The organism is Halobacillus sp. ACCC02827 (assembly GCF_030291935.1).
Taxonomy (GTDB): Bacteria; Bacillota; Bacilli; order Bacillales; family Halobacillaceae; genus Halobacillus.
Genome location: NZ_CP128168.1, coordinates 833,340 through 856,280 on the forward strand (window position 1 = coordinate 833,340; position 22,941 = coordinate 856,280).

The 22,941-nt window shown below is 44.6% G+C and carries 25 protein-coding genes; 17 read left to right on the forward strand and 8 right to left on the reverse strand.

Translation table 11 applies throughout. The annotated features are described in order from the left end of the window. Window positions 1-2 precede the first annotated feature (2 nt). Window positions 3-800 (forward strand): YfkD famly protein, encoded by a 798-nt coding sequence (locus QRD89_RS04215; RefSeq protein ID WP_026578625.1) that lies wholly within the window; start codon window positions 3-5, stop codon window positions 798-800. Here the strand turns inward: QRD89_RS04215 and QRD89_RS04220 are convergent. Continuing rightward, a complete protein-coding gene (locus QRD89_RS04220; RefSeq protein WP_286096390.1) occupies window positions 770-1,648 on the reverse strand; it encodes a mechanosensitive ion channel family protein in 879 nt (292 codons plus the stop codon). The two genes, QRD89_RS04215 and QRD89_RS04220, sit on opposite strands and share 31 nt — an antisense overlap. 106 nt (window positions 1,649-1,754) lie before the next feature. Between QRD89_RS04220 and QRD89_RS04225 the strand changes: the two genes are divergently transcribed. The 11 genes from QRD89_RS04225 to QRD89_RS04275 all read left to right on the forward strand — a co-directional run bounded on the left by QRD89_RS04225 (window position 1,755) and on the right by QRD89_RS04275 (window position 12,528). Continuing rightward, on the forward strand, window positions 1,755-1,904 hold the full coding sequence (locus QRD89_RS04225; RefSeq protein ID WP_008632783.1) for an SE1561 family protein: 150 nt from the start codon (window positions 1,755-1,757) through the stop codon (window positions 1,902-1,904). A gap of 20 nt (window positions 1,905-1,924) precedes the next feature. Continuing rightward, window positions 1,925-2,101, forward strand: coding sequence for a hypothetical protein (locus QRD89_RS04230; RefSeq protein WP_286096391.1), 177 nt, complete (start codon window positions 1,925-1,927; stop codon window positions 2,099-2,101). Window positions 2,102-2,192: 91 nt separating this feature from the next. Then, a complete protein-coding gene (locus tag QRD89_RS04235; RefSeq protein WP_062515359.1) occupies window positions 2,193-3,497 on the forward strand; it encodes a Na+/H+ antiporter family protein in 1,305 nt (434 codons plus the stop codon). Between the two features lie 85 nt (window positions 3,498-3,582). Continuing rightward, the gene (gene pdaA, locus QRD89_RS04240; RefSeq protein ID WP_008632779.1) at window positions 3,583-4,362 is read left to right on the forward strand and encodes a delta-lactam-biosynthetic de-N-acetylase; all 780 of its coding nucleotides are present in this window, start codon (window positions 3,583-3,585) and stop codon (window positions 4,360-4,362) included. A gap of 240 nt (window positions 4,363-4,602) precedes the next feature. Continuing rightward, the gene (locus QRD89_RS04245; protein ID WP_286096392.1) at window positions 4,603-5,472 is read left to right on the forward strand and encodes a DNA-3-methyladenine glycosylase family protein; all 870 of its coding nucleotides are present in this window, start codon (window positions 4,603-4,605) and stop codon (window positions 5,470-5,472) included. Between the two features lie 227 nt (window positions 5,473-5,699). Continuing rightward, window positions 5,700-7,496 carry a PAS domain-containing sensor histidine kinase gene (locus QRD89_RS04250; RefSeq protein WP_286096393.1) on the forward strand — a complete coding sequence of 599 codons (1,797 nt, stop codon included), beginning with the start codon at window positions 5,700-5,702 and terminating at the stop codon, window positions 7,494-7,496. A 326-nt stretch (window positions 7,497-7,822) separates the two neighbouring features. Beyond that, window positions 7,823-8,671 (forward strand): YitT family protein, encoded by an 849-nt coding sequence (locus tag QRD89_RS04255; RefSeq protein ID WP_008632763.1) that lies wholly within the window; start codon window positions 7,823-7,825, stop codon window positions 8,669-8,671. 66 nt (window positions 8,672-8,737) lie between these two features. After that, window positions 8,738-9,361 carry a GntR family transcriptional regulator gene (locus tag QRD89_RS04260; protein WP_008632760.1) on the forward strand — a complete coding sequence of 208 codons (624 nt, stop codon included), beginning with the start codon at window positions 8,738-8,740 and terminating at the stop codon, window positions 9,359-9,361. A gap of 399 nt (window positions 9,362-9,760) precedes the next feature. Then, window positions 9,761-11,335, forward strand: a complete 1,575-nt coding sequence (mbcS, locus tag QRD89_RS04265) for an acyl-CoA synthetase MbcS (protein ID WP_062515351.1) — start codon at window positions 9,761-9,763, stop codon at window positions 11,333-11,335. 65 nt (window positions 11,336-11,400) lie between these two features. Beyond that, on the forward strand, window positions 11,401-11,826 hold the full coding sequence (locus QRD89_RS04270) for a GNAT family N-acetyltransferase (protein ID WP_039870383.1): 426 nt from the start codon (window positions 11,401-11,403) through the stop codon (window positions 11,824-11,826). Window positions 11,827-11,871: 45 nt separating this feature from the next. Beyond that, the gene (locus tag QRD89_RS04275) at window positions 11,872-12,528 is read left to right on the forward strand and encodes a reverse transcriptase-like protein (RefSeq protein ID WP_008632749.1); all 657 of its coding nucleotides are present in this window, start codon (window positions 11,872-11,874) and stop codon (window positions 12,526-12,528) included. Here QRD89_RS04275 and QRD89_RS04280 read toward each other — a convergent pair whose 3' ends face one another. Further along, window positions 12,529-13,023 (reverse strand): L,D-transpeptidase family protein, encoded by a 495-nt coding sequence (locus QRD89_RS04280; protein WP_008632747.1) that lies wholly within the window; start codon window positions 13,021-13,023, stop codon window positions 12,529-12,531. Window positions 13,024-13,137: 114 nt separating this feature from the next. Continuing rightward, entirely contained in the window at window positions 13,138-14,034 is an 897-nt protein-coding gene (purU, locus tag QRD89_RS04285; RefSeq protein WP_062515696.1) for a formyltetrahydrofolate deformylase, read from the reverse strand. Window positions 14,035-14,194: 160 nt separating this feature from the next. Between purU and QRD89_RS04290 the strand changes: the two genes are divergently transcribed. The 3 genes from QRD89_RS04290 to QRD89_RS04300 all read left to right on the forward strand — a co-directional run bounded on the left by QRD89_RS04290 (window position 14,195) and on the right by QRD89_RS04300 (window position 16,634). Next, window positions 14,195-15,625, forward strand: coding sequence for an aldehyde dehydrogenase family protein (locus QRD89_RS04290; RefSeq protein ID WP_286096394.1), 1,431 nt, complete (start codon window positions 14,195-14,197; stop codon window positions 15,623-15,625). Between the two features lie 168 nt (window positions 15,626-15,793). Next, complete coding sequence (locus QRD89_RS04295; protein WP_008632730.1) at window positions 15,794-16,219, forward strand: hypothetical protein; 426 nt, start codon at window positions 15,794-15,796, stop codon at window positions 16,217-16,219. A gap of 160 nt (window positions 16,220-16,379) precedes the next feature. Beyond that, on the forward strand, window positions 16,380-16,634 hold the full coding sequence (locus QRD89_RS04300) for a hypothetical protein (RefSeq protein WP_008632728.1): 255 nt from the start codon (window positions 16,380-16,382) through the stop codon (window positions 16,632-16,634). 2 nt (window positions 16,635-16,636) lie between these two features. Here the strand turns inward: QRD89_RS04300 and QRD89_RS04305 are convergent, their stop codons facing one another. The 4 genes from QRD89_RS04305 to QRD89_RS04320 all read right to left on the reverse strand — a co-directional run bounded on the left by QRD89_RS04305 (window position 16,637) and on the right by QRD89_RS04320 (window position 19,336). Beyond that, the gene (locus tag QRD89_RS04305) at window positions 16,637-16,903 is read right to left on the reverse strand and encodes a hypothetical protein (RefSeq protein WP_286096395.1); all 267 of its coding nucleotides are present in this window, start codon (window positions 16,901-16,903) and stop codon (window positions 16,637-16,639) included. A gap of 40 nt (window positions 16,904-16,943) precedes the next feature. Further along, entirely contained in the window at window positions 16,944-17,663 is a 720-nt protein-coding gene (locus QRD89_RS04310) for a DUF5694 domain-containing protein (RefSeq protein ID WP_286096396.1), read from the reverse strand. Window positions 17,664-17,688: 25 nt separating this feature from the next. Further along, entirely contained in the window at window positions 17,689-18,630 is a 942-nt protein-coding gene (locus QRD89_RS04315; protein ID WP_286096397.1) for a TIGR03571 family LLM class oxidoreductase, read from the reverse strand. Window positions 18,631-18,976: 346 nt separating this feature from the next. Further along, window positions 18,977-19,336: a PilZ domain-containing protein gene (locus QRD89_RS04320; protein ID WP_008632718.1), complete on the reverse strand. Its 360-nt coding sequence runs from the start codon at window positions 19,334-19,336 to the stop codon at window positions 18,977-18,979. Between the two features lie 149 nt (window positions 19,337-19,485). Here QRD89_RS04320 and QRD89_RS04325 point away from each other — a divergent pair, with 149 nt between their 5' ends. Further along, window positions 19,486-21,261 (forward strand): M3 family oligoendopeptidase, encoded by a 1,776-nt coding sequence (locus tag QRD89_RS04325; RefSeq protein ID WP_286096398.1) that lies wholly within the window; start codon window positions 19,486-19,488, stop codon window positions 21,259-21,261. Window positions 21,262-21,337: 76 nt separating this feature from the next. Beyond that, the gene (locus QRD89_RS04330) at window positions 21,338-21,643 is read left to right on the forward strand and encodes a 4a-hydroxytetrahydrobiopterin dehydratase (RefSeq protein ID WP_008632716.1); all 306 of its coding nucleotides are present in this window, start codon (window positions 21,338-21,340) and stop codon (window positions 21,641-21,643) included. 178 nt (window positions 21,644-21,821) lie between these two features. Here the strand turns inward: QRD89_RS04330 and QRD89_RS04335 are convergent, their stop codons facing one another. Beyond that, the gene (locus QRD89_RS04335) at window positions 21,822-22,751 is read right to left on the reverse strand and encodes an RluA family pseudouridine synthase (protein ID WP_008632714.1); all 930 of its coding nucleotides are present in this window, start codon (window positions 22,749-22,751) and stop codon (window positions 21,822-21,824) included. Window positions 22,752-22,941: the final 190 nt, after the last annotated feature.

The window sequence follows — 22,941 nt, forward strand, 5'->3', positions numbered from 1 at the left end:
TTTTGAACAAACGATGGTTGGTACTGATAATACTCATCGGCCTCTTTACCCTTGCAGCTGCAGGGACCATATCTGCGGAAAAGAAGCAGTCCAAAGATGATAAAGGGGATATCCCGAGCCATGTATTGAATATATCAAAGGACAATACGTATCCGAACTCAACGGATGATCAGCAGCTGCTGGAAGCAGAGGACATCACCAAACAATTGATGAAGGACACGAACATCCGAATTACAAACCCACAGCTGATCGAAATGCTCAATGAAACATCATTGAAGCCGTCCCCATTAGCAATCGGCTACCGGGGAGAAATCTTCCTTGGAAGATGGCCGCTCGCTTATGAATCAAAAGAGACGAACATCAACTGGGAATACCAAAAAATTAATGAGAATGAGAAAAACAATCACGGTGGCGAAAGTGTTGAGAAACTAAGCTATCTTCAACAAGAAGAAAAACAGGTGAAGGGTGGCTTGACTTCACGAATCAGCCAGAGTGATCAAATGATGAAATTGATTTTACTGGAAGCTCAAAACAATACGAAACTGCCTTTATCGTTCAACACAGTTATTGGAAAAGGTACAAAACAGAACAACAGTTATGCAGTACCCACGAATAAAGTCGGGATACTACACGCCTATGCCCCTGCTGTAAACGAAAAAGGTGATGTGACCTTTGGAGATGTCTATATTCAACTCAAGGGTTCAAAGAAGACGCTGAGCATTAAGAATGTGACTCGTCAAGGCATCGGTGCCTGGATCCCGATTCAGGATCATGTCAGCTTTTCGTTTGAGTTGAAATAATCGCTGTCATCAACGGTTGACCTTACTTCTACACGCTGTTCTGCCAAACGGATCTGATGATCATACAACGTTTCGGCTAGAATGAAGCGTGTTTTTTTTGCAGCTGTCCAGTAAACGAGATCGATGACAAGACCAGTTACGGTGTATTGATACCCACGGTATTGATCGTTGAGGGATGTCATGCCATACACTTGGAACGGTTCCAACGGCTTTCCTGTCAGGTCTTTCTTTAAGTATTCCTGCAGTTCTTCATTCAATCGTTCACATGCCTTCTCAAGAATGGGCATCACTTTGCGTGGGTCTTCATGAAAATTAGTGGTTACTTTCTCTATGACACGCATGTATTCGAAATTAAAATTCTCTATGGTGTTAATTTGTCCATTACTGATTGTAAGAAGCTTTCCAGACCATTCGCGGAGCTTTAAGAAGCGCAGGCCGATGTCTTCTACAGTACCGTGAAAGGTATCATTTATGGTGACGTAATCTCCCTTGTGAAGCTGTTTTTCGTATAAGAGAAAAAGTCCGGCAAAGAAATCCTTGATCAAGTTTTGGGCACCAAATCCGACAATGATCCCGATCACTCCAGCTCCTGCAAGGAGATTGCCTATGGAAGTGAATTCATTAAGCACTATAAGCAGAAATCCGATGACGGAGGCATAACTGATAACGGAGTTCATCATGGATTCCAGCGTTTTCTCCTTACGCTCTTCCATGAAATCTGTCTTCTTGAAGAAGGAGTGAATGACTTTTCGTAACACGAGTGCAGAGAGAAAGATGATAACAGCTACAATCAGCAGTTTTATTGCTGTGTTTTCATCTAAATAGGTGATAAATTCTTTTAATGTCATGTTTCCATCTCCTTTAAGTAATGGTTTAACCCTAAGCCATGGACACATCGGAATACTTGTACTATGATAAATGCAGACAAAAAAGAACGTAAGGGGTGTAACGATCATGACACAGCAAAAGAGAATTCAGGACCTGAAGGCAAAGCTTGCGGATTTCATGGGCCGCCTGGATCAGCTTGATCCTGAAGAGACATCTGTAGAAGATATTGACCGCTTAATTTCCATGCTGGAAGATTTAGAGCGCCAGATGGACTGAAGCTGTAAAGGAGGAAGTTCATGGAGTCGTTGATCTTTTATTTATCTCCGGTTGCAGGATTTGTTTTTATGTTGACCATGATTATGTTTCTCACCCGTCTGGCCGCCGGACGCAAATCCGACCGTAAAATAACGATGATCCTGGTTTCCTCCTCTACCGTGATGCTCGCGATGATCGTATACGTCATGGGAAAGTGACAAACCCTCATCCGCAGGGTTGATTTTTTTAAAATAATGCTTTATCATAGTAAATCGCTAATGCATTGAATTATTGAGAGGAGAATGTCTTATGGCTTGGGCAGTCGTCGTATCTGTCCTCGTAATGACTGTGCTCAGTCTATTGCGCGTGAACGTCATTGTTGCTATCCTTGCTGCTGGCCTGACTGCCGGCTTGATGAACGGTGAAACGTTAACCAGCTCACTGGAAATCCTTGTTAACGGCATGGGAGAACAGGCAAGTGTAGCTTTAAGTTATATATTATTAGGAGCTTTTGCGATTGCGATCAGTTATTCGGGTATCACCACCATCCTTGTCAGTTATCTGCTTCGCGTGTTGAAGAATAAAAGGACGATGATCGTTTTTGTCATTGCCTTTGTAGCAAGTTTATCTCAGAATGTCATACCTGTGCACATTGCATTTATTCCTATATTGATACCACCTTTACTGAAACTGTTTGATGAAATGAAATTGGATCGTCGTGCTGTTGCAGCCGCGCTTACGTTCGGATTGAAGGCTCCTTACGTTATGATTCCTGTCGGCTTCGGTTATATATTCCACCAAACGATTCAAAAGTCCATGGAATCGAATGGAATTGAATTGAGCATCGGAACGATCGCACAATCCTTGATTATCCCTGGTTCCGGTATGATTGTCGGATTGCTGATTGCTGTTCTCATCACTTATAGAAAGCCGAGAGTGGTGAATGAACAGCAGGCGAACGAAGAAGATGTACTTGTACAGACGCAAGATCAGAAATTCAACAAAAAGCACGTTCTGACTATCGTAGCAATCATCGTCACATTAGTTATCCAGGCTGTCTGGGCTAACCTCGTCCTTGCTGCGCTTGCGGGAATTGTACTGATGTTCGCTTTCCGCGTCGTACCTTATTCTAAAGGGGATAAAGTAATAAATGATGGAATCGCTATGATGGGGTTCATTGCTTTTGTTATGCTGGTTGCCTCCGGCTATGCAAATGTACTGACGACGACAGAATCGGTATCTGCGCTTGTGGAGGTCAGCTCTGATTACCTTGGTAATAATCAAGCCTTCATAGCATTCATTCTGCTCCTTGTAGGTCTTGTTGTGACAATGGGAATAGGATCATCCTTCGCGACTATTCCTATCCTGGCTGCTTTGTTTGTACCGATTTGTGTGGCTGCAGGATTTTCTCCATTGGCCACGGCGGCATTGATCGGAACAGCTGGAGCACTCGGCGATGCTGGATCCCCTGCATCGGATAGTACCCTGGGACCGACCTCGGGACTAAACGCAGATGGCAGACACAACCATATTTGGGATACGTGTGTGCCGACATTTCTTCACTACAACATTCCGTTGTTCATTTTCGGATGGGCGGCTTCCTTATTCTTGTAAAAAGGCGTGTGGGTATTTTTCCCACATGTCTTTTTTTATATTCTCCCATCCATCACACATAATAAGAAAAAAGTGAGTGATATGTATGTGGAAAGTGATCTCTCTCCTGGTACTTTTAAGTGCGGTTCTGGTTTATCCAACCGCTGCTTTCGCAGAAGGCTGGGGATACAGTAAGAGCAAAGATGGAAATGTCCCTGAAGTCGGTCGTTATAAACCGATGATAGATAAATACGATGGTTTTTATTATGACGAGACAGAACAACCCGTTGTTTACCTGACCTTCGATAATGGGTATGAACAAGGATACACAGGTAAAGTATTGGACATCCTCAAAGAAAAGCAGGTTCCGGCAGCATTTTTCGTAACGGGTCATTACATTGAAAGTGCACCTGATTTATTGAAGAGGATGGCTTCAGAAGGCCATTTGATCGGCAACCATTCCTGGAGCCATCCGGACTTCACAAAGATATCAAAAGAGACAATGAAAGAAGAACTGGATAAAGTGGATGAAGCGGTCCGGAAATTGACGGACCAGGACGTCATGACGTTTGTTCGTCCCCCGAGAGGGACGTTTAACGATCAAACACTGCAATGGTCGCGGGAGCTTGGTTATACGCATGCATTCTGGTCCATTGCCTTTAAAGATTGGGAAACGGACAAACAAAAGGGATGGGAGTATGCCTACAACAGCGTCATTGATCAAATACATCCCGGAGCGGTCATTTTGCTGCATACCGTATCTCAGGATAACGCAGAAGCGCTGTCCCAATTAATTGATGAGCTCAGGAAACGCGGCTATCGTTTTGGGAATTTAAATGATTTGATGATCAAACAGATAGTGCCTGCTCCTCTCTGGCAGTTATAACTTCGGCGATATTCCAACCAAAAAGCTGTACTGCTACGGTACAGCTTTTTAATTTTATTCATGAAATGTTCGAGGAAAGAAGGAAAAGGAAGAGGCAAGGAAGAAGTGTACATAGGGAAATAAGAGGATTCGTGTCGAATAATGGGGAAGTTATTACATATTTGCTTATAATTTTCCGATAAACCTAATACATTTTAACTATTATGGAATTTTTTATAAAAAGAGGGGAGGATTTTTGAATTGTGGAAAGAAAGATTTAAAGCAACTGGTTTTTATGATTTTGATTACACGTTACTTCGATGGCAATTCGATCCTTTGACGCGTTTGGACAGAGCTGAGCGCTGGGTTGATGTCCCGGTGAAGTTAGGGGAAGAACGACATATTGTCCGTGTCCAAGGCCTCGGGACGACTGCTGAACCGGCGTTTGAAGTTTCCGGTGAGAGCGTGAAAGACAAAGATGCTTTAGTCACGCATGTACAAGAGCTTTTTCAGTGGGGGGTAAATTTAGAGAATATTCATCAGCACTTCATGGACACGAATGTAAAGCAGCTGTTTCAGGACCATCCCGGAACACCGATCGTTAAAGATTTTCATTTGTATGACTGCTTAATGAAAGTGATCATTCATCAGCAGTTGAATATGAAATTTGCCTACACGCTAAGTACAAGATTTGTCCATACGTTCGGATCAACGAAAGACGGGGTATGGTTTTACCCCGACCCAGAGGAGACAGCCGCACTGAAGTATGAGGATCTCAGGGCACTGCAATTCAGCCAAAGGAAAGCAGAATACGTCATAGACACTTCCAGAATGATCGCAGAGGGCAGGTTGGACTTGGCCGGTCTCTCCGGACAGAGTGACGAAGAAGTCAAGAAACAATTAGTGAAAATAAGAGGCATCGGGCCCTGGACTGCTGAGAACTGGCTGTTGTTCGGATTAGGAAGACAGGATCTGTTCCCAAAGGCAGACATTGGAATTCAGAACGCGTGGAAGGTATATTTCGATATGGACAAAAAACCGTCCTATGAACAGATGGAAACGCACAGTGCAGGCTGGCATCCATACAGGAGCTATGCTTCTTTGACTTTATGGCGCAGCATTGAAGGGTGAAAACAGAAGAATAAAGTCATACTTTCTGTAATCTTCACGTATGGTGTAGAGAATAGAAAATAAGTGATAAATTATTTGAATATATACAAAATTTTTCTGGATTGCGTTATAATAGTACACATATTGGAAAATATGGAACGGATAAAAGGAAAGAGGTCTTAATATTGGTGATAAGAGAGAGGTATTCTGACCAAGTTCATAGTGGCGAAATATTGGATGTTCTAAGTTTGAATGGTACACCGGCATGTCTACTCGATCTGCGTTTACAAACGGTTACGCTGAATCAGGAAATGCAAGGAACTCTTCATTTAGAAGATACAGATATGTCATTCTCTCAATGGATCCGCAGTTTTCGGCATACGGCCCAACACCGCCTGCAGCAGGTGCTTCATCAACTGCTGACAGAAGGCTTGAGGGAAATGTCCGTCCATTTGACAGATAAGAATAACCTTCGCAAGTATCACTGCAAAATGGTTCATCTGACTAACGGTCAAATTGCTTTTTCCTTAAACGATCTTACTATGAAACCAAATCGTCCTGAAGCGGAGCCGCGCTCTGAAAAATTAGAGGGACCTGTGAGTTTGGCTTCCAGCCTCAGCCAACAGATGGTTCACGTTACGGATCCAAAAGAAGCCCAATTGAAGCATCGTATGTCCCACTTAGTGGACAAATTCCCGCATGGATTAGCAATCATTAACCCTAATTGGGAAGTGATCTATGCCAATCCTAAAATGGAAGAAATGACAGCGGTACCTTTTTACAGTAACTATTGTAAAAAACTTTGGAACATCTTCCCGATTGATCAATATTATCATTTCTTCCAGCACTATTTGAGGGCGATGGAGACACAGGAAACGGTCGAATTTGAGGGCTATTTGATTGAGCAGGGCGTCGATGTTCAGGTCACGGTTCACCCTACAGAACTTGGAATAACAGTGTTTGTACAGGATATAACGCAATATAAGAAGCATTTGCAGGCTTTGAAAGCATCAGAAGAGCGTTTTGCTCTGCTGGCGAATAACATTAAAGATGTTTTTTGGATCAGCGAACCGGACTATGAAGAGCTCCACTATATCAGTCCTGCGTTTCAGTCCCTGTTTGGGATAACGCGAAGAGATGCATTTTTAAATCCGGGGCTTGTTTTTGAGAAAGTGTATGGGGCGGATAAGAAGAAAGTGCAGGACGCGTTTCAAGTAATGAGGAAGCAGATGCATGAAGTGGAATACAGATTGAACCAGGGGGAAGAGGGGGCATACAAATGGATTCGCTCCAAAGGTTTCCCTGTGGACTACAATGGTAAGTCGTATGTGCTTGGACTGCACGAAGATGTGACGGAATATAAGGAAATGCTGGAGTTTAAAGAAAAGACACAACAGCTATCCACGATTACGCAGATGTCTACTGGAATCGCACATGAGATTAAGAACCCGTTAACCGCAATCAAAGGTTTTCTGCAAATCGGCGCAGCAAACCCCGAGCTGAGAGATAATTATCAGGAAATTATCCTGGACGAAGTAAACAGGATAGAGGCGATTGTCCAAGATTTCATGATGCTGTCTAAGCCGAAATCGACGATTCAGATGGAGGAGATCGATCCGGAACAGCTTGTGTCCTATGTTCTCCGCCTTTTAGAGCCGGAGGCTAATGACAAACAGATTCTGCTTTTATTCGACTGTGCTTGTTCCAAAGACCAAGAAGCGTTCAGAACAGAGCCGAAGCGGATGAACCAAATATTGATTAATCTTGTTAAGAATGCCATCGATGCTGTGGATCATGGTGGGGAAGTTCGCGTGGGAGTTGAAGTAACGAGCGAAGAGCTAACGCTTTCCGTTAGAGATAATGGACCGGGTCTAACATCCCGGGAGCTTGCTAAGATTGGAGAACCGTTCTTTACTACGAAAGAGAAAGGGACGGGGCTCGGAGTCATGGTGACAAAAAAAATCGTCGCCGATCTAAATGGAACCATCACCTACCAGAGTGAAAAAGGTGTAGGGACAGCAGTAACTGTACGATTACCGAGATAAAAGACGAATGAAACCGCCACTACTTATGTAGTGGTGGTTTTTTTATGGGGAGAAAGGCCGGGAAACCGGTGCAGTATAAGAAAAGGAAACTAACGATATCCTTATCTGCAAAATATTACAACTTATCATATGTATCGTCACATTTTTATTAGTGTTAACGTGTTTTTATTAATTATTGAATTTTTTAACGTCAATCGCTTACATAAAAGAATTGATATTTTTACAGGCACAGCTGTTTACAAACGCAGTTATGGGCTCTATAATCCCGATTGTACTACAATTTGAATTCGACATTATTCTATATTTTTTATAAAGGAGGCTTTCTGATGCTTAAAAAGATAAGGTCTTTTCTACTGATGAACCTGGGGGCGCTGGGAGTTGCCGTCAACGTGCACTTCTTCCTGTCTCCCAACGATCTAGCTACCGGTGGAGTAAGTGGTCTATCCATCGTCATGAATAAAGTATTTCCCGATCTTTCTCTCGGATTGATCATGTTGGTGTTAAATATTCTGCTGTTCATTGTTGGAATCATCTTCTTAGGTTTCCAATTCGGTTTAAAAACCATTTATGCAAGTATGGCATTATCAGTCATGGTTTGGGGGTTGGAAACGTTCTTTCCTATGCAGCAAGCTTTAAGTGATGATTTATTAATTCAGCTTATTATTGGTCAAATCATTGCTGCGTCGGGTATGGCCTTAGTCTTCCATCAGGGAGCCTCAACGGGCGGTACAGACATTCTTGCCATGATTCTTAATAAATTCTTCTCGATTGAAGTCGGGAAGGGCGTGTTGTTTTCAGATATAGCCATTGCAACATCTTCCATCTTCCTATTTGGACCAACCGTGGGAATGTACGCTTTCTTCGGAGTGATTTTAAACGGTCTTGTCATTGACTATATGCTCAAACAGTTTGAAGATAATAAAGAGATCGTAATCATCAGCCGTGAGAGCGAACTCGTCCGTCATTTTATCGTAGATCGTCTTGGACGGGGAGCGACTATCCATCAAGCGAAAGGCGCGTTCATGCAGGAAGATAAAGAAGTAATAACCACCATCCTCAGCCGGAAAGATTATACACGATTAAAAAAATATATGACCGATATCGATGAGCAGGCGTTTATCACTGTCCACTCTATGAACGAAATTCTCGGTCAGAATTTCAAGCGGCTGGCCTAAAGGCGGGATACTATCTCTCAAGACTATTCCAAAGCAAAGCAGGAACGTTCTTCCAGATCGGAGGAGGTGTACCGGCACTTACGGGAGCAGATCGTTACCAAAGAGATCTCTCCTGGTTCACAGCTTGTCGAGAAATCGATAGAAGCCGAATTATCTGTATCCCGTACACCGATCCGCCAGGCAATCCGGCGTCTGTGTGACGAGGGGTTTGCGAAGCTGTATGCCCATCGAGGAGCCTTTGTCATGAATCCTTCCGAGACAGAAGTGCTGCAGGCGTTTGAGATGTGGAAGTACTTGGAAATAAAAGTGGCTGAACTTGTTTATAATCAAGTGACATACAGCGATTTACAACAATTAAACAAATGGATTTCGGAAGGTGAGCAGGCGTGGGAAGCTGGAGATGTGGAGAGGTATTTGGAAGCTGATAAAGAGTTTCACTTGTTACTTGCCTGGAAAACCGGCAATGAGCTTCTCCATGAGTTTCTGGAACGGATCATTAATCAAGTCCATGTGTATGTACGGATGTTGGAACGTCATTCAAAAACGATTCCTGTTATAGGCAGGGTAAAAGATCATTACAGCGTGGTTGATGCACTGGAAGAACAAGACCTTTCCCTGTTGCAAACAACTTTAGATGAACACACAAGGTACCATGCAACCGCCTGGTCCTGGGAAAGAAGCCGGCAGTAAGAAAAAGGGCGTGAAATCACTCGTGATTTCACGCCCTTTTTTTTCTTTTCATTGTCTGAAATAATAAGGACCCGTTAATCAGCAATACAGTCAGGACGGAAGCGTAAGCATAGTTGGCGTTTTTTGTTAGGACGGAAAATAAGACAAATACAGACAACACCACGATAGAAATCAAGAGACAGGTTTTGCTGTCCGGTACGATTCTGCTTGCCTGAACGTTCACTAAACGACACTCCTTATCCATACTTTGTCACTTATTATAAGATACGAAATAATTATCTGTCAATTTATCGGGAGCAATAATGTTTCCTTTGCGCAAATAACATTATTGGAAATATTCCAAAAACTTGATATAATGAATGCGATTAAAGACGCGATTGATCATAAAGGAGGGTTTCTGTGAAGAGAGAAAGTTTGATAGCACCAGATCGATATAACATCGTATCCGAGATGGAGAAATATGCAGACGGTACAGGGCGCGAAGCGTTGCAGTGGATCAATGAAGCAGGGGAGCGAAGAGGAGTTACATATGATCAGCTGATTGAAAATGCAAACAAAATTGGAAACGCTTTCTTAAGTGCAGGCTTAAAAGCCGGGGATAAGGTGCTTGTCATGATTCCGCGTCTTCTGGAGGCGTATCATGTATATGTTGCAGCTTTGAAAGCGGGACTTGTGGTCATTCCAAGTTCGGAAATGCTGAGGACGAAAGATTTACAGTACAGGATATCCCACGGGGAAGTCCGCGGGGTGATAAGCTATCATCCATACACGGAACAGTTCCAAGGAGTCAAAGAGTTCGACCGTCTGTTGAAGTTCCGTGTAGGCGGACCGGAAGAAGGATGGTTCGATCTGGATGCGCTGATGGAGGATTATCCCTCGACAATGGAAACTGCTGATACAGACAGAGACGATATGGCGTTTTTATCTTATACATCCGGTACGACAGGAAATCCGAAAGGGGTTGTTCATACGCATGGATGGGGGTATGCGCACCTGAAGACGGCAGCTGACAATTGGCTTGCCATTGAAGAGGGCGATACGGTCTGGGCTACTGCGGGTCCGGGATGGCAGAAGTGGATTTGGAGTCCATTCTTATCCGTGCTCGGCAAGGGGGCGAAGGGCCTCGTTTATCATGGCAGATTCGAACCGAACAAATATTTGAGTCTGATGGATGAGGAGAAGGTAAACGTACTCTGCTGTACACCGACAGAGTACCGTCTGATGGCGAAAGCCGACAACCTTGCTGATTATACTCTTTCGGCTCTTCACAGTGCTGTTTCAGCGGGAGAACCGTTAAATAGAGAAGTGATTGATACATTCCGCCGTCATTTCCATGTAACTGTGCGGGATGGCTACGGGCAGACGGAAAACACGCTGCTCGTCGGTATTATGAAAGACATGGAAGTGAAACCGGGTTCCATGGGCCGTCCCACCCCGGGTAACCATGTAGAAATTATAGATGAGGAAGGAATGCCTTTGGATTCAGGGAAAGTCGGTGATATCGCCGTGCACTTGGATACGCCGGCACTTTTTCGGGAGTATTACAAAGATCCAGAACGGACGAAAATGACAAGAAGAGGTGACTATTATGTAACAGGGGATCAGGCAAGGAAAGATGAAGATGGATATTTCTGGTTCGAAGGGCGTAGCGATGATATTATTATCAGCTCAGGCTACACAATCGGTCCGTTTGAAGTAGAGGACGCCCTTATTAAGCATCCATCCGTGCAGGAGTGTGCCGTTATTGCGAGCCCCGATGATGTTCGAGGGAGTGTTGTCAAGGCTTATATCGTTTTAAAGCAAGGGTACGAAGCGACGGATTCTCTTACTGTTGAACTTCAGCAGCATGTAAAAGAGCTAACCGCCCCTTATAAGTATCCGCGTCGGATTAAATATATTAAAGAACTGCCGAAGACTACCTCAGGGAAAATCAGACGGGTAGAGCTGAGGCAGTTGGAGCAGACGAACAATTAAAAGAGATAAGCCCTTGTGTTATGGATCAGGGGCTTTTTTTCTATGGATTGGAAGGGGAGAATTGTATGATTAGAGATATGCAGCAGGGAGATGCGGCTGAATTGACTGGATTGATGGGGGAACTGGGGTATGCGACCAACGTTGATCAAATGACAGACCGTATGAAGAAGATTCAATTAAGGGAAGAATACAAAACGTTTGTTTGGGAAGAAGATGACCGGATTCATGGGATGATAGGTATGACGCATTCGCTTGCTTATCATGATGACCGCTCCCATATCCGAGTCATTGCGTTCATCGTGAGAGCAGGAGAGCGGGGAAGAGGTATCGGGAAACAGCTTATGCAAACAGCAGAGAATTGGGGAGCTGAGCAGGGGGCAGGAACGATCCAGTTAAACAGCGGGAACCGCGAGGAAAGGAAGCGCGCTCATGAAATATACAGATATTACGGATTCCAAGGAACGGCGACCGGTTTTTATAAAAAGCTCTAAAAAAGCTGACTTCGGGTAAGATAGAAGAATAAGGAGGGTTGTCCATTGAAAATAAGGTTGGAATGTACATATCAGACACCTGGAAAAGCGGAGATCCACTTCCGTTCTGAAGAAAAAAGCATCGGAGAAGTACTGCTTATTGCGGATGATTTAGAGAAGACGAAAAGGGCGAAAAAGATCGAGTTTCTGGACCAACATGATTCTATGTGGAAACGGAAGGACTTGGAGAAGTATAGGAAGCAGCTCGAAACAGAGCCCCATGATGTTTCTGTTTATTTCGACGGAGGTTTTGACTTAAATGATCGACTCTCGGGGCTTGGGTGTGTTATTTATTACAAACAGAACGGAAAAGCGATGCGGAGAAGGAGAAGTGCGAGGATAGAGCAGCTCGGTTCAAATAATGAAGCGGAATACGCTGCTCTTCACTTGGCGGTCCAAGAACTGGCGAATCTCGGTGCTCAACATCTACCAGTCACGTTTTACGGTGATTCCCGTGTCGTCATTCATCAGATGGAAGGCGATTGGGCTTGTGTGGAAGAAGAACTGAATCGTTGGGCGGACCGGATCGATGCTGATCTTGAAACCGCGGGTATTACACCAAGTTATCAACTGCTCTCCCGGAAAGACAACAAAGAGGCGGATCGTCTTGCTTCTGAAGCACTTTCTGGAAAAGAGATTTCCAGTACTTCAGAAATCCGTTAACTACAAATGGATATCTACACGAGTACCGACGGGCACAATGTCAGCTAATTCCTCGACATCTTCATTGTGCATCCGGATACACCCCTTGGAAACGGCTTTACCGATGGAGGAGGGATTGTTTGTTCCATGGATGCCGTAATGTTCTTTAGATAAACTCATCCACATGGTGCCGAACGGACCTCCCGGATCAGGTGCTTTGTTAATAATGATGAAAGTACCGATCGGCGTCGTAGTCAGCATTTTTCCAACAGCAATCGGATATTCTTTGACAAGTTTATTACGATTGTAAAGTCTCAACTTTCGATTGTTTACTGAGACATCAATTCGATAAGGAATGGTGGAAGGATCAGGTATTCCTGGTATTTGAAGCTGTTGGCCGGGATAGATTATGTCAGGGTTTGATAGATTGTTTGCCCGCAGGATATCTGTGAGGGGAACCCGGTAATCCCTGGATATTTGTGTGAGTGTTTCACCTGGTCTTACGCTGTGGATCATACGATCGACTCCTTTTTGGAGGATGTTATTACCTATCCTATGAAGTGAAACATGGAAAAAGCACTCGACGAATAGTCGGGTGCTTTTTCGTGACTTTTAATAGTGTTGGAAGGATTAAAAGACGATGGTTTTATTGCCGTTCACGATGACTCGGTCTTCCAGATGCCATTTGACTCCTCTGGCCAGCACGCTTCGTTCGATGAGACGTCCTTTTTTCTTCAAGTCATCGATATCATTCTGGTGATCGACCCGGATAACATCCTGCTCGATAATCGGACCTTCATCCAGGTCGTCTGTCACGTAATGAGAAGTGGCGCCGATTAATTTCACGCCCCGATCATAAGCACGTTTGTGCGGGTTGGCACCTATGAAAGCTGGTAAGAACGAATGATGGATGTTGATGATGCTGGAAGGGTGTTGGGCTACAAATTCAGGAGTCAGTATTTGCATGTACCTTGCCAGTACGATCAAATCAATATCGTATTTCTCAAGAAGCTCCAGCTGTTCTGCCTCTACTTCTTTCCGAATATGCTTGTTGGCAGGAATGTAGTGGAACGGTATGCCGAAGGACTCGACCAACTCTCTTCCTGTTTCGTGATTGCTGATGACGAGGGCGATATCCGTCAGCAAATCCCCGCTTTCCCATTCATATAATAGTTCCCGCAGACAATGCAGTTCTTTGGATGCGAAAACAGCTGTCTTTTTCAGTTCATGGAGAAATGTCATTTTCCACTCCAAGCGGAATTGTTCTGCGATCGCATGGAAATGTTTTTTTAAATCGGCTGCTTTTTCTTTCAGTCCTTCTGTCTCGAAAACAATCCTCAGGAAAAATGTGCCGTCTACGTGATCCGTCGTATATTGGCTCGACTCTACAATGTTTGCTCCATTTTCATAAAGGAAATTCGAGATGGTCGCGACGATACCCGGTTTATCCGGGCAGCTGACGAGCAGTCTCCCTTTATCTTCATTATCATTCAAGTATTTTTGTATGTGCTGATGTGTTGAAGTCATACCAATGATCATCCCTTCTGCCTATTGCTCCAATTATAGAGGAATCCCGATAGTTTGAGAAGGGGGCGGCCATTTGTATGTTTCATCTGCTGTTTTTACGGTTATAGTCTCATATATATTGATATTGTAAATTTATTACATCAGAGGAGTGTATCTATTTATGCGTAACTATCTTCAACACTATATAAATGGAGAATGGATCGATTCTACAGGAAATGAAACAGAAGAGGTAATTAATCCTGCTACAGAAGAAGTCATAGGGAAAATAAGTCTGGGAACGAAAGAAGATCTTGATAAAGCGGTTCAGGCCGCAAGGGAGGCTTTCCCTTCCTTCTCCCAGACGTCCAAAGAAGAGCGTGTAGAGATGCTGGAGAAGATCGCTGCCGAATACGAGAATCGCAAGCAGGAGATCATTGATACGATCACGGATGAACTTGGTTCACCGGTTTCCATTTCGGAGAACGTGCACTACAGCATGGGATATAACCACTTCTCCCAGGCAGCTGAATCTCTAAAGAACTTCTCTTTCTTCGAGGACCGAGGCGGTCATTTCGTCCAGAAAGATTCGGTCGGGGTAAGTGGATTGATCACCCCCTGGAACTTCCCTACAAATCAGACATCTACAAAGATTGCCAGCGCGTTTGCAGCAGGAAGTCCTGTCATCTTGAAACCGGCAGAGCTGACGCCGTTTGCTGCGATTATCCTTACAGAAATCTTTGACAAAGTAGGAGTGCCTAAAGGGGTCTTCAACCTGGTAAATGGTTCCGGTTCGGTCATAGGAGACGGCATCAGCTCTCATCCGGACATCGACTTCGTATCCTTCACCGGTTCCGGCGCTGTCGGACAGAAGATCATGGAAAATGCCTCTCATACCATTAAGAAGGTCGCTCTGGAACTGGGTGGTAAATCACCACTTGTCATTCTTGATGATGCAGATGTCGAAGATGCAGCGAGGTCCGCCGTGAATCATATTGCAAATAACAGCGGTCAAGTATGTTCTGCTGCTACAAGAGTACTTGTGCCGTCCTCCATGAAAGAGGCATTCGAGGATGCGGTGAAGAAGGTTCTTCCTGAATATCCTGTTGGTGACCCAAGAGGAGATAATCGCATAGGGCCCCTCGTGTCTAAAAAACAATGGGATACGGTTCAATCCTACATTGAGAAAGGACAGGAAGAAGGTGCACGTTTACTTGTAGGTGGTACTGGTAAGCCGGAAGGTCTGGAAACCGGCTACTATGCGAAGCCTACGGTGTTTACAGACGTAGATAATTCTATGGTCATTGCTCAGGAAGAGATTTTTGGTCCCGTAACGACAATCATTACGTATGACTCTATTGATGAAGCTATTGAAATCGCTAATGATACCGTTTATGGGCTCGCCGGCTATGTATTCGGGAAAGATCCGAAGAACTTGAGGAAGGTCGCTGGAAGCATCCGTGCAGGTAGAGTGAAGGTCAACGATGCCGAAGCGGATTTCGCCGGCCCGTTCGGAGGCTATAAGCAGTCCGGTATCGGTCGCGAATGGGGAGATTATGGTATAGAGGAATATCTGGAAGTGAAAACACTACTGGGTTTCCCTTCAGAAGATTAAAAGAGAGCAGGAGTCATACTCCTGCTCTTTCTATATAAATGGAATTTCTTTAGCCATTTTGAAACTATTGCAGTCTTTTTTTCGTATTACTTAATAGAGAACTTACTTTGTATAGAATATATGCCATTCATTTTATCGATGTAAAAGAGGAGGCGGGAAGGGACGAAGATGTGGAAGAAAATATGGATAGCAATAGCGACGGTGATGATCCTGGCAACCATTGTCAGCTACATAAACCACAGGTACTTCTTCAATCCTGTTGCATTCAGTAAGGATGATATCACTCCGCACGAATGGCAGGATTATAAGCGTCCATTAACGCTGACCTATTATAATCTCAAAGGAGAAAGAACATCGCGGATTATCGATCAGGAAGATGAAATCCGGCAATTGCTCGAAGCGATGAAAGCATCCCCTCCAGTTGAAGAGTCGATCGAGGCAGATACCAATGTCAGTGGCGCCTTGAAGCTGTCCGGAAAACAAGGGACCTTGTTGGAGGTTTACTTGTACAAGGACTCCTGGCGCGTTCTCAATAAAGATTACTCGTTCTTCGAAGTTACAGGACCACTTCGAAACCTACTTGATAATTTATAATTGCACAAAAAAAAGCACCCGGATATGGGTGCTTTTTTTGGTAACTGCTGCCCCCTTGTCTTCTTACACGTTATGCTTCGATCCTCGGTTCTTCCTAATCAAAAGAGGATGTACTATACTTGGAGAGTGTAAAAGCTAATTTTATTTAGGAGGATGCTTTGTGAGTAAGCGGTTTACGCATCTGTTCAATATTATTGTCGGTCTTCTGCTCCTGACAGAAGGATCGGTCTATATATTTATGAATAATAAAGACGGAGATATTCATGTGCGGAGCATCATCGTGACTCTGATATTACTCGCCGCCTGGGGCGTGTCTTACAGGAATCAGACAAAAAAAGAAGATCCAAGCTCCTGGTTGATCTTTACCATGATCATTATGATCCCGATGATTCTGCCTTGGCTCTTTTTCATTTGATTCTAACTCAGCCAGCGGTACAGACCGGCACCGGCCAAGAATAGTCCGGATACCATATACAAATAGCCAAGATTTCGGTGCTTCCGTTCGTCGCTGCTGGTTTCTACGCTGCCGGAGAAGAATAAAAATAATGTCGTCATGATATATAAACTGATTTCAACCCCTTGAAAGGGGCCATCTTTTCCTGTCAGCCATACCCCGACAGGAATGGCCGTGAATAGTGGGAAATAAAGAGGATCGAAGCGGTCCGTCCACGATTTCTCTGCCATAGGATCAGTCCTCCTTATTTTAATAGACAATAGGAACCGGTTACTCAGCAAGCTTGTTGGAACCATCAAGGAATAAGGAGGGATGAATGATTTTTACTTGGTTACTGTCTTCCAGCATTTGTCTGATAAGGTGCAGATGATCCGCTCCGATCCATAGGAGTACCCTGTCCCCCGGTTCCGTCAGTTTCAGTAGGTTGGCTGTAATGGTTAAATCCCGATGATACCATTGGTTGAGCCATTCCACTCCCAAAGGATGGGAGCGATCGCCGATTTGGGACAGCTTCCAGTACAACCTTTGTAATCGTCTTCCATATTCCAATCTGTTTACCTCTTTTAACTTCTCCATTATATCTGTTTTCTGCCGGCTTTGATTCAACTCGTGCTGCATCTCTACGATTTCTTTCAATAAATCAGGCTGGTACTCCTTCGCCCAGGCAAACACCTGACTCAGGGGTGGACGGTCCATATCAACTTGTGCGTCGACAGCGTGGAGACGAGGGAGACTCAAGGCCTTGCCAATCCGGAAGGCGAATTGCTCTACCTCATCATATGCCGGTTGAAAGGCTCCGGCTTGAAACAGTTCGTAACGCTTGTTAATCTCTTCTTCAAGAAGAAAAGATTTCTCTACTGCAATCTTCGTCGGCTCATACTCCTTCAAACAATCAACCACTTCTAATATCTTCTTCTGCTGGTTATTGACCGTATCGGGTTCAACGGAAAAGTGTACGCTGCCCATTACGAGAATTTGTGCATCTTCCATACCGTGCTCCTTTCCATTATTTCATTTATAGGCGGAAAAGGGGTAGTACTTCACTGCCCAGCTCTGCAAGGACTGCTTCGACAGAACGTTCGCTTCTCGCCAAATTGAACATCAAGTGATTGACTCCGATCGATCGGTACTCTTCGATTAAACCAACCAACCCTTTTCGGCCCGTTCTATATCCGGCAGGGATCTTTTCGACAGGGTGATCCGGATCCTCCTCGAGTATGAGTGGAAGCGGCATGAAGAATGGACGGAAGACGTCGCCGTGATAGAGCCTCACTTTTTCCCGATACTGATGGATCGTTTCCCTCTGTTTATCCGGGCGTTGAGGATAGAACATCCAACCATCGCTGTGTTCGGCAATCCAATCCAGTGACTGCTGGCAGTATCCCGTCATATAAAAAGGGATGTTCTCCTTTGGTTTGGGAACAAGGTTCGACTTGTCCATTCGACCGAATCGGGACTTGGAATCGGGAAATTCCTTATCCAGTGCCTCCTGTATAACCTGATGGGCATCGCGAAACCACTCTCCGCGCTCCATAATGGGAACATTCAATCCTTCGAAATCTTTCCTTCGATCTCCGGAGGAAACGCCGAGAAGCAATCGTCCGGGAAAAAGGTTGCTGATGCTTGCAATCTCCTTCGCCGTCCGTAACGGGTGCCTTAATGGCAGTACAAGGGCGGCTGTCCCTAAATGAATCGTCTTCGTTTGGCTGGCCAGGTAAGTAAGATAGATTAAGCTATCGTATATTTGTCCTGTTGCGGGGTCTTCAAAAGTTGGATCCTCCAACAGGACATCCTGGAGCCATAAACTGTGGAAACCAAGTTTCTCTGCGAGGCGAGCCCGCTCCAACTGCTTTGTCATGTCAGGCTTCCGACCGTGATAGTTATCTATTGGGAGCGTCAGACCGAACGTAATTCGATCTTCCTTTAATATGTCAGGGTATTCCAGGTAATGATCCAAAAAATTCCCTCCTGTTTGTAATGGGATTACTTCTATTATAAAGAGAGGATTCCTCCTATTCTAATCAAAAAGACTGCCGCCTGCATACGAAAAAGCCTCTCCTTCCAAGGAGAGGCTTGAAATATTATTTACTGGACGTAAATGATGAAGTATAAGAACAGGGTCAGGAAGGCGGCCCCTCCTGCAACACTAGCGATTTCTGCAAAATCATATTCTATACGTTTCTTCATAATGAACGCCCCTTTCCGACATGTTTGTTTTCGTACTACTATATAGACGAATCAGAAAGTGGAAAGGTTTCAATTTTATTACATAAATATTTCTTTTATGTTACAGAAAATGAAAATCAGCCGTTGGCAGGAATCGCTTTCCATTTCTTTAAAGCCTGGACAATTTCGGATTTCTGGTCTCCTTTGAAATCCAAACCATAAAGGTATTCCTTCATATATGGCTTCATCCAAACGACATCGGCAGTAAAGGAAAGAGAGGTTCCTTCAAATTCCAGTTGAAGGAAGACGTCAATCTCTTTGTGGAGGGGAATCTTGATGTCTGTTGCCATTTTCAATCCTCCGGTACTCAAGTCATGAATGACCGCCTTGCCGAACGATGAATCCACCGGACGGTCGCCGACCTGGATGATTTTAAAACGGGCTCCTATAGGATTTGGAAATATATAACGAAGGGGGTCTTGTCGTCGGTATCTCACAAGTCTTCATCCTTTCCAAACTCTTTTTTTTCATTATATAGACAAACGGAGGCTTTGACTATATAGAAATAGGGGAGAAAGGAAATTTTTGATATAATGTAAGCGTTCAAATGAAAAATGATGGTACATATTAAGGAAGGGGAGTATCCATGTCCACTTATCCGGTTACTTGGAATTTAAATAGTATATTTGCTGGTGGAAGCAGCTCATCAGAATTGAAGTCGTATGTCCAAGGCATCGAACAACATGCCGATACGTTGGAGCAGCTGGTGCAGGATTTCCATGCTCCAAAGAATACGGATCAAATGGAAGACTTAGATGCCGTACTGGAACAGCTGCAGTTGGTTTTAAAGGAACTGGCTGAATTCGGAGCTTTCGTCGGTTGCTTGAATGCTCAAAACGTGGAGGACGAGGGAGTCTCCGCCTGGCTATCAAAGCGTGGTGATCTTGGGGCCAAAGTGGATAACAGCTTAACCGTCTTCGATCAGAAGCTTGTTCAGACGGATGATGACGTATGGAAGTCTTTGTTGAATCAGCCATCTTTCCGTGATGTGGCTTTCGTTCTTAATGAGCGAAGAGAACATGCGAAAGATAAGCTTGAGGTAAATTCAGAGGCATTGATTAATGATCTCAGCGTTGACGGGTACGATGCCTGGGAACAAATGTATGATCAGCTTGTAGGTAAACTGAAAATCGAATTGGATGGAGAAACGCTTTCCATCGGGCAGGCGGCGAATAAGCTCGATTCCTCCGACCGCGCTGTACGGAAGGAAGCCTTTGATAAACTTCAGCAGGTATGGGGAAAGCAATCGGATCTTTTCAGCAGCACGTTAAACCACCTTTCAGGCTTCCGCCTGCAGGTGTATAAACACAGAGGCTGGACGAACGTGTTGAAGGAGCCGCTCGAATATAACAGGATGAGCAGAAAAACGCTGGATGCGATGTGGAATGCCATTACAAAATATAAGGACCAGTACATACCTTATATGAAAAAGAAAGCCGAACTCTTGGGAATCGATCAACTAAGCTTCTATGATGTAGAAGCACCAATCGGTCATTCAGGAACAGGCTGGAGCTTCCAGGAAGGAGCAGACTTCATTCTAAAGCATTTCCGGCAGTTCAGTCCGAAAATGGCTGATTTCGCTGAGATGGCATTTGAGAAAGGGTGGATCGAAGCAGAAGACCGTCCCGGTAAACAGCCAGGGGGATTTTGCACGAGCTTTCCTGACAGTGAAGAAACCCGGATATTTATGACGTATTCAGGGACACCGTCGAGTGTAGCGACACTGGCGCATGAGCTTGGGCACGCGTATCATCAGCATGTTATGAATGAGCTTCCGATATTGAATCAGGGCTATGCGATGAATGTAGCGGAAACGGCGTCCACGTTTGCGGAGATGATTGTAGCAGATGCTGCGGTCAAACAGGCGGAAGGACAAGAAGAGAAACGAGTACTCTTGGAGGATAAAGTTCAGCGCAGTATCGCATTCTTCATGAACATCCACGCCCGCTTCTTGTTTGAAACCCGTTTCTATGAAGAAAGACAGCACGGAGCTGTTTCAAAACAGCGCTTGAACGATTTAATGGAGGAGGCACAAAGGGAAGCATATGTCGGTACATTGAAGGAATACGATCCTACGTTCTGGGCGTCCAAACTCCACTTCCATATTACCGATGTTCCTTTCTATAACTTCCCTTATACGTTCGGCTATTTGTTCAGCATGGGAATTTATGCGAAAGCTCTCGAGGAGGGGCAGGGCTTTGAGGATAAGTATGTGGCCCTGCTGCAAGATACAGGTAGGATGTCTGTGGAAGATCTTGCCATTAAACACTTAGGTGTAAACCTGGAGGAAGCAGACTTTTGGGAACACGCGCTTGATTTATGCCTTCATGATCTCCGGACGTTCATGTCTATGGACAACTGATCCGACAGTGTTTCCATTTTCGGGAAAAGGGTATTTATAAGTAGAAGCAGCTATACAAAAAGGAGTCGTGAAAGAGATGGAGGAGCAAAGGATTCCAGATGAAGAGAAGCAGGCGAGAATGGAAGAATTAGACGGCTGGAAGCTCAGTGAGGACAAATTCATCGTCAAACGCTATCGGTTCTCTGAATTTCTTACAGGGGTTCAGTTCGTCAATCATGTCGCGGAATATTCGGAGGACATTCAACATCATCCTTTCATCAGCATTGATTATAAGATGGTGACTATGAAGCTTACATCATGGAATGCCAAGGGTCTTACTGAACTCGATCTGAAGTGCGCAGAGAAGTATGATGATTTGTATGCGTCTATCACAGGGAAGTAAATGTCTTTTATGATGGCTAAATTATATTGAAGCTTCACAAGTGCATTAAAAGATCCGCCTTTGTGGGCGGATCTTTTTTCAGTCTGCCAAAGAGGCAATAGTTAAAGGGAAAAGCAATCAGAGAGCTGCCCCCTATTCCTCCGCCCTTTGATAAGACCACTTTCATAAGAATAAGTGCTCAATCAGAGAGCTTAAGGACCTGCGCTTCTGTAAACAATGGGGAAGCTTTCATCGGCATGGCAAGGCAATGAACTTCTTGTTGTGTAAAGGGATGATAGAGTGTCAACTTGGCCGCATGCAGGGCTTGTTTATAATTAAGACTCCCGGCACCGCCGTACAATTCATCTCCAAGAAGCGGATGGCCGGCATGGCTGAGGTGTACCCTGATTTGATGGGTTCTCCCCGTTTGTAAACGCAATTTGACTAAGGAAGCGTCTTGCTTCCTGTCATATTCGACAACTTCATAATGGGTCAGTGCGCGCTGGCCGTCTTCCGCTACACATCTGCGGACCGGATGGCTGTCATCTTTCCCAATCGGTGCTTCTATCCGGCCTTTCGCTGGAGAGAGATTTCCGTGGGCCCATGCCAAATAAGTTCGTTTAATTCTTCGCTCCTGTAACTCTTTTCCGAGCATGGCGATGGCTAGTTCATGTTTCGCAAACAGAATGGCTCCTGATGTATCCCGATCGAGTCGATGTACATACTTTGGAGTGGAAAAAATGCCTTTCTGCTTGAAATAAGCGGCTACGCCGTTCACTAAGGTATCATGCTCATCCGGTCTATTTGGATGGGTGAACACACCGGCAGGTTTATTCACGACAAGAAGGTGATCATCCTCATAGATCACATCCACGTGCATAGGTGTCGGGACGACCTCTAGGGGCCGCGGGCGGAACAAGCGGATGCGTAATATATCCCCGGCCTCCGCTTTAGCGGTTTTCCAGTGGGGGATTTCCTGATTCAGAGTAACTTCCTTCTTTGACCGGAAGCTGTGGATTAATTTTCGTGGGACATGCCACTTTTTTTTCATGATCCGTTCAATCGTATAGCCGTTCCATTCTTCCGGCACTTCTACTTCAAGCCATTCTCCGATACGTCTCGTGTTCATTGCTTCACCTAATTTCCGAGTGTTTTCTGTATATAGACAACCAACAAAGGCCATATTGTTAGCAGATAAGGGCTGTTGTATATTGTACGCGTTATGGTGGTGGCTCTGCAATGGAAAGGAAAGATTCGGACTTCCGAAACACTTGTGAGTCAATGAAACGCTTCCATTATTATCAGGCATGTAAACTTGT

Bases quoted from the DNA above. Each gene is read 5' to 3' on its own strand.
- QRD89_RS04220 (WP_286096390.1), bottom strand. From the start codon at position 1,648: ATGACATTAAAAGAATTTATCACCTATTTAGATGAAAACACAGCAATA.
- QRD89_RS04225 (WP_008632783.1), top strand. From the start codon at position 1,755: ATGACACAGCAAAAGAGAATTCAGGACCTGAAGGCAAAGCTTGCGGAT.
- QRD89_RS04230 (WP_286096391.1), top strand. From the start codon at position 1,925: ATGGAGTCGTTGATCTTTTATTTATCTCCGGTTGCAGGATTTGTTTTT.
- QRD89_RS04235 (WP_062515359.1), top strand. From the start codon at position 2,193: ATGGCTTGGGCAGTCGTCGTATCTGTCCTCGTAATGACTGTGCTCAGT.
- pdaA (WP_008632779.1), top strand. From the start codon at position 3,583: ATGTGGAAAGTGATCTCTCTCCTGGTACTTTTAAGTGCGGTTCTGGTT.
- QRD89_RS04255 (WP_008632763.1), top strand. From the start codon at position 7,823: ATGCTTAAAAAGATAAGGTCTTTTCTACTGATGAACCTGGGGGCGCTG.
- QRD89_RS04270 (WP_039870383.1), top strand. From the start codon at position 11,401: ATGATTAGAGATATGCAGCAGGGAGATGCGGCTGAATTGACTGGATTG.
- QRD89_RS04280 (WP_008632747.1), bottom strand. From the start codon at position 13,023: ATGATCCACAGCGTAAGACCAGGTGAAACACTCACACAAATATCCAGG.
- purU (WP_062515696.1), bottom strand. From the start codon at position 14,034: ATGACTTCAACACATCAGCACATACAAAAATACTTGAATGATAATGAA.
- QRD89_RS04290 (WP_286096394.1), top strand. From the start codon at position 14,195: ATGCGTAACTATCTTCAACACTATATAAATGGAGAATGGATCGATTCT.
- QRD89_RS04295 (WP_008632730.1), top strand. From the start codon at position 15,794: ATGTGGAAGAAAATATGGATAGCAATAGCGACGGTGATGATCCTGGCA.
- QRD89_RS04305 (WP_286096395.1), bottom strand. From the start codon at position 16,903: ATGGCAGAGAAATCGTGGACGGACCGCTTCGATCCTCTTTATTTCCCA.
- QRD89_RS04310 (WP_286096396.1), bottom strand. From the start codon at position 17,663: ATGGAAGATGCACAAATTCTCGTAATGGGCAGCGTACACTTTTCCGTT.
- QRD89_RS04325 (WP_286096398.1), top strand. From the start codon at position 19,486: ATGTCCACTTATCCGGTTACTTGGAATTTAAATAGTATATTTGCTGGT.
- QRD89_RS04330 (WP_008632716.1), top strand. From the start codon at position 21,338: ATGGAGGAGCAAAGGATTCCAGATGAAGAGAAGCAGGCGAGAATGGAA.
- QRD89_RS04335 (WP_008632714.1), bottom strand. From the start codon at position 22,751: ATGAACACGAGACGTATCGGAGAATGGCTTGAAGTAGAAGTGCCGGAA.